Below are 4,383 nucleotides of genomic sequence, written 5' to 3'. Positions count from 1 at the left end.
AGCGCGCGGCGCAGCAGCTGGCGGTCGAGCTGCGCCTGATTACTCACTGACTACGCGTGCAGCGGCAGCAGCATAATCGCCAGCGTCTGGCGTGCGCTGGCCGGCAAATCGCCGCCGCCGGTGTAGCCGTTATTCTCGACGATCAGCGAATTTAACCCCACCAGCCAGTCATAAATGTAATAGGCGGTGTGATTAGCCGGCGCGGCAGACAGCCGCGTCAGACGCTGGCCTGAAGAAAAGCTGACGCTGGGTGCCGGCGGGCGGGCGAAAATCGGGCTGCCGCGATTGACGCGACTCTGCGGCCGTTCACGTTCATCCCGCTGCAGGAAGCCGAGCCAGGCGACAAAGTCACCCAGCACCGTCATGGCACGCGACACCTGGCGATCGGTGCGCGCTTCATGGGCACTGGCCTGTGTCTCCGTTTCGTTGAGCGCGCTTTGCAGTTTGCTCAGCACCTGCAGACGGAAGCTGGCGGTGATGAGCTCCTCCACCAGCAGTTCCAGCGTCGGCTTATCAACGTTGAGCAGCGCCAGCAGGCTCTGGCTCTCCGGCAGCTGACGCAGGTGCGCCAGCCACAGCGCGAACACCTGCTGAGGAAACTGCTGATCGCGCTGGCCGCTGCTGCTGCGCGGTTCGGCGGTGGTTACCGGCTCATCGTTAAACAGGTCAAACTCAAAACCAATACCAAAATAGCTCTGCTCTGCCGCGGCTGGCTGGCCGCCGGCGGATGGCGTGCTGCCGTGGCTCTGACTCAGCCACAGCTGGCGCACCGCTTCGCGCGACGGCTGCAGACGCTCAAGCAGCTCGCCATGCAGGCCGGTGCGATGCTGTAAACACTTCAGCAGCGTATCGGCGATGGCCTGTTTCCGCGCGGCCTGTTCCGGCGTGGCGCTGGCTTCGGTCCACGGCTGCAGACGCTCCACCAGTTTCTGCTGCAGCGTGCTGAGCTGCAGCGCCAGCCGGTCGCGCCGTGCCTCCGGCTGCATCTCATCCTGCAGCCAGCTGCTCATGCGATCGACGCCCGCGCGATCGCGCGCCAGCATGGAACCCCAGCTCTGGCCCGGCTGACCAATCTGCCGCTGTACCGCTTCATCGACGTTGATTTGCGACTGCTGATAGCGCGCATCGTGCGGCGTAATCGCCCAAATCAGGCGCGGCTTGTCTGCGCTGGCCGTCGCGCTCTGTTGCAGTTGCCACTCGCGCAGCGCGCTGGCGGCGAGATCCGCATCCTGACGCTGGCTGGCGGCGGTACAAATCAGCATTAAATCGATCCCCTGACGGGCGGCATAGAAGCCCGGCAGCAGGGCACGTTTCTGTTCCAGCAGACTGGCGCGCAGCGCATCACGCGCCTGCAACCTTGCGCGCTCATCCTGCTGATCGCGGTCGGCGGGCGTGCCCGGTGCGGGTAGCTCCAGCATATCGGCTTCGTCATACAGCGCCTGACGCGGCGTCGAACTGAGCGGCAGGGTGATTTCCAGCGTCAGCAGCGCCAGCCAGCCGAGCGGTACCGACTGCGGTTTTCCCACGCGGTTGGCGACAACCGGACACACTTCAATCAATTCGTTCAGGTCGGCGTCATGGCCGATGAGCTTTTCAGCGGGCAGCGAGGCGTCATCCACCAGCAGGCTGAGCGGTGCCAGCACGCGCGGCGCATGCCGCAGCTGATGGCGCAGATGCAGCAGGCTGCGCAGGGTTTCATTCAGCGCCGGACGCTTCGGCCACAGCAGCGCAAACAGCTGCACGCGGTCGTCCACGTTGAGCCACGGTGCCAGCTCAATCGCCTGCGGCCAGAAATGACGGTCCAGCACTTCGGCGTGGTCGGGCTGGCGGCGATGCCACGCCCACAGCGTCACCAGCGCGTCGCTGTCGAGGCCGGGCTGCATCTCACTCTGGCGATGGCGCTGCAGGCGCTGCAGCGCGGCATCAATCGCCGCGCTGTCCGGCTGGGTGTCCGCGCTGGCGCCGGCCAGCATCAGACGAATCAGCTCGGCTTCGCTCAGCAGCGTCATCTCCAGCGGCCACGCGCCTGACTGCGCTTCACGCTGATGGCTGAAACGGGTGGCGATGGCAAAATCGAGATTGCCGGGATTGATGTGCTGAAAATAGTTCAGGGTTTTGTCGCCGAGGCGGGCGATCAGCTGGCCCTGCGCGTCGCCGACCATTTCACTCAGCAGCCAGGCTTTACCCGCCTGCGACTGACCAAACAGCGCCAGGGTGACCGGCCGCGCCAGCTGTCGTGCCAGCGCGTGGCTCTCAACGCGGGCGCGACGCAGCTGGAGCCGCAGCGTATCGGCTTCCAGCGCCAGACGCGGCGAGTGCGCCTGGTGGCTCTCCACCCAGTTCAGCGCGCCGTCAACCGTCTCCTGCAGCAGACCCAGGCGTTTAGCAGGCGTCGCCGGCGTGGCTTTTTTGGCAGTTCTCATCGTTTACACACGCTCCCGCTGTCGATCCAGTATTGCGCATTGGCGTTGCCGGTGGCCGACAGCGTATTCAGTTTCAGACTCAGTTGCTCCAGCGGCACGCGCGTGCCATCGTCCATGCGCGCCTCGCTCAACACCAGCCGCTCCGGGCCGAGGTTATCCGGGCCCGGTTGTACCGCCAGCCTGATGCGCAGCACGCTTTCGCCCGCTACCTGGCGCGCCAGCTGCGGATCGGTAATGCTCAGACTGTAGAGCGGTGTCGCTGGCCAGCGGTCGTTCTCCAGCTGGCGGAAACCGAGGCAGACGTTACCGCGAATGCGGAAGCTGCTTTTACGGTCCAGCGCGAAGCTGTGGCTGTCGAGATCAATCTCGCTGTAGCACAGATTGTCATCGCTCAGCGTGGCGTTTTCATCCAGCACGCCAAGGTAGCGAATGGTCGAGTAGGGTTCAAAATCGCCGGCGCGGAACCAGAAGCTGCTGAGACGCAGATCGAGTGCCAGCAGACACAGCATGGCACCGACCGCCGCGGTGGATTTCGGGTTATCAATGCGTCCCTGTTTGTTGAACGGATACCAGTCGCTGGTGTGATACCCCTCCAGCGACAAAATGCGGCTGCCCGGCAGCGGCTGCAAATGACGCACCAGCGCCTGAATGCCCGGGAAGCGCGACGGGCGACCGGTCAGCAGCAGCACATCGCACTGATAGAGGGAAACCACTTCGCACATGGCGCGCAGCGCCGGGATGATCGCCATCCGGTGCTGCAGGAACTCAGCATGCAGCTGCGCCATGCTCACCACCAGCGGCACGTCAAGCAGATCGAAACGGCTATCGCCGCCGAGCGTGCGCTGAATCTCTCCGTTGACAAACGCCAGCACGCTGCTGGCTGGCTTCTGCGGCACCAGTTCGCCAAACAGCGCGTTAATTTCGCTGTGGCTGTCGAGCGGATTCCAGTTTTCATAGCGCTCCAGCACCGCCTGCGCCAGCGGAATAAACAGCTGCAGGGTGACCTGCTGGCGCAACGTGGCCTGACCGTCCATGCGGCTGTCGTGTCCAAACAGCTTGTTCATCAGCGGTTCCGCCAGCGCCAGGCCGGCTTTTTGCAGACTCTGCTGTAGCGCGGGCAGGATCCACAGCTGAATCACGTCCAGCAGAATGTCATCGCCGGCCACTTTAAACCCTTCCCGGAACAGCAGGCGCGGGGTGATTTTCACGTTGTTGCCCTGACCATCATCCAGACGATACTGGGTGATGGCGAGATCGGTGGTGCCGCCGCCGATATCAATCGAGGCGATGCGCAGGCTTTTGCCCGGCAGCTCATCCGCTTCGCGCGGGCGATCCGGGCGCGCCATGCTGCTGAAGAAATCTTCCGCGCGACCGGCAAAGTTCACCTGGGTTTCGTTGAACAGCCACACCATCTGTCCGCAGGTGGCTTCATCCCACTCCATCTGCACATCCGGTACCGGACGCAGGCTGTGTGCCTGGCTGGCGGCGTCAAACGCGGCGTCGGCCGGATGCCAGCCTTCGGCTTTCCACACCAGCGCGATGGCTTCCTGCATGCGGCGACGGAAAATTTCCCGCTCCGGCTTCGGCATGGCCGACGGCAGCGTCAGGATCACATGACGCAGCTGGCGCGGCGCCTGGCTTTGCGGCATACGCTGGCGCTGGGCCACGCTGTTCATCTGCATCATGGCCTGCGCCAGCAGCTCACACAGCATAAAGGTCATCAGCGAGCTGCGGCTGTAGCTGGCAGAAAACACCGGCAGGCGGTCATCTTCCGGCAGGGCATGCAGCGGCTGCCCCTCATCGTTGAGCAACAGGGTAAACGGCAGCGCGGTGGCCTGCGGCTCGTCGCTGCCGCCGCTGGCGTTGAAGCGCCAGCCGGGCTGATAACGCGCTTCGTCCCATAAGTAGCGTCGCGGGCTGGAGAGGCCGGTGCTGCCCTCGGTGCCGGCGCGCTGCAGCG

2 protein-coding genes are annotated in these 4,383 nt (G+C 64.4%); both read right to left on the bottom strand.

The genetic code is table 11. The features are described 5' to 3' along the window. Positions 1-50 precede the first annotated feature (50 nt). Positions 51-2,423 (bottom strand): virulence factor SrfC family protein, encoded by a 2,373-nt coding sequence (locus ERD80_RS18830; RefSeq protein ID WP_136548045.1) that lies wholly within the window; start codon positions 2,421-2,423, stop codon positions 51-53. After that, the coding region (locus tag ERD80_RS18825) for a virulence factor SrfB (RefSeq protein WP_136548043.1) at positions 2,420-4,383 on the bottom strand (1,964 nt) is incomplete at its 5' end. The genes ERD80_RS18830 and ERD80_RS18825, both read right to left, overlap by 4 nt.

Origin of the sequence: Pantoea sp. R102, assembly GCF_004916815.1 — a bacterium.
Taxonomy (GTDB): Bacteria; Pseudomonadota; Gammaproteobacteria; order Enterobacterales; family Enterobacteriaceae; genus Pantoea; species Pantoea dispersa.
The sequence above is the reverse complement of the archived record's forward strand: the minus strand, read 5'-3'. Positions and strand labels throughout refer to the sequence as shown.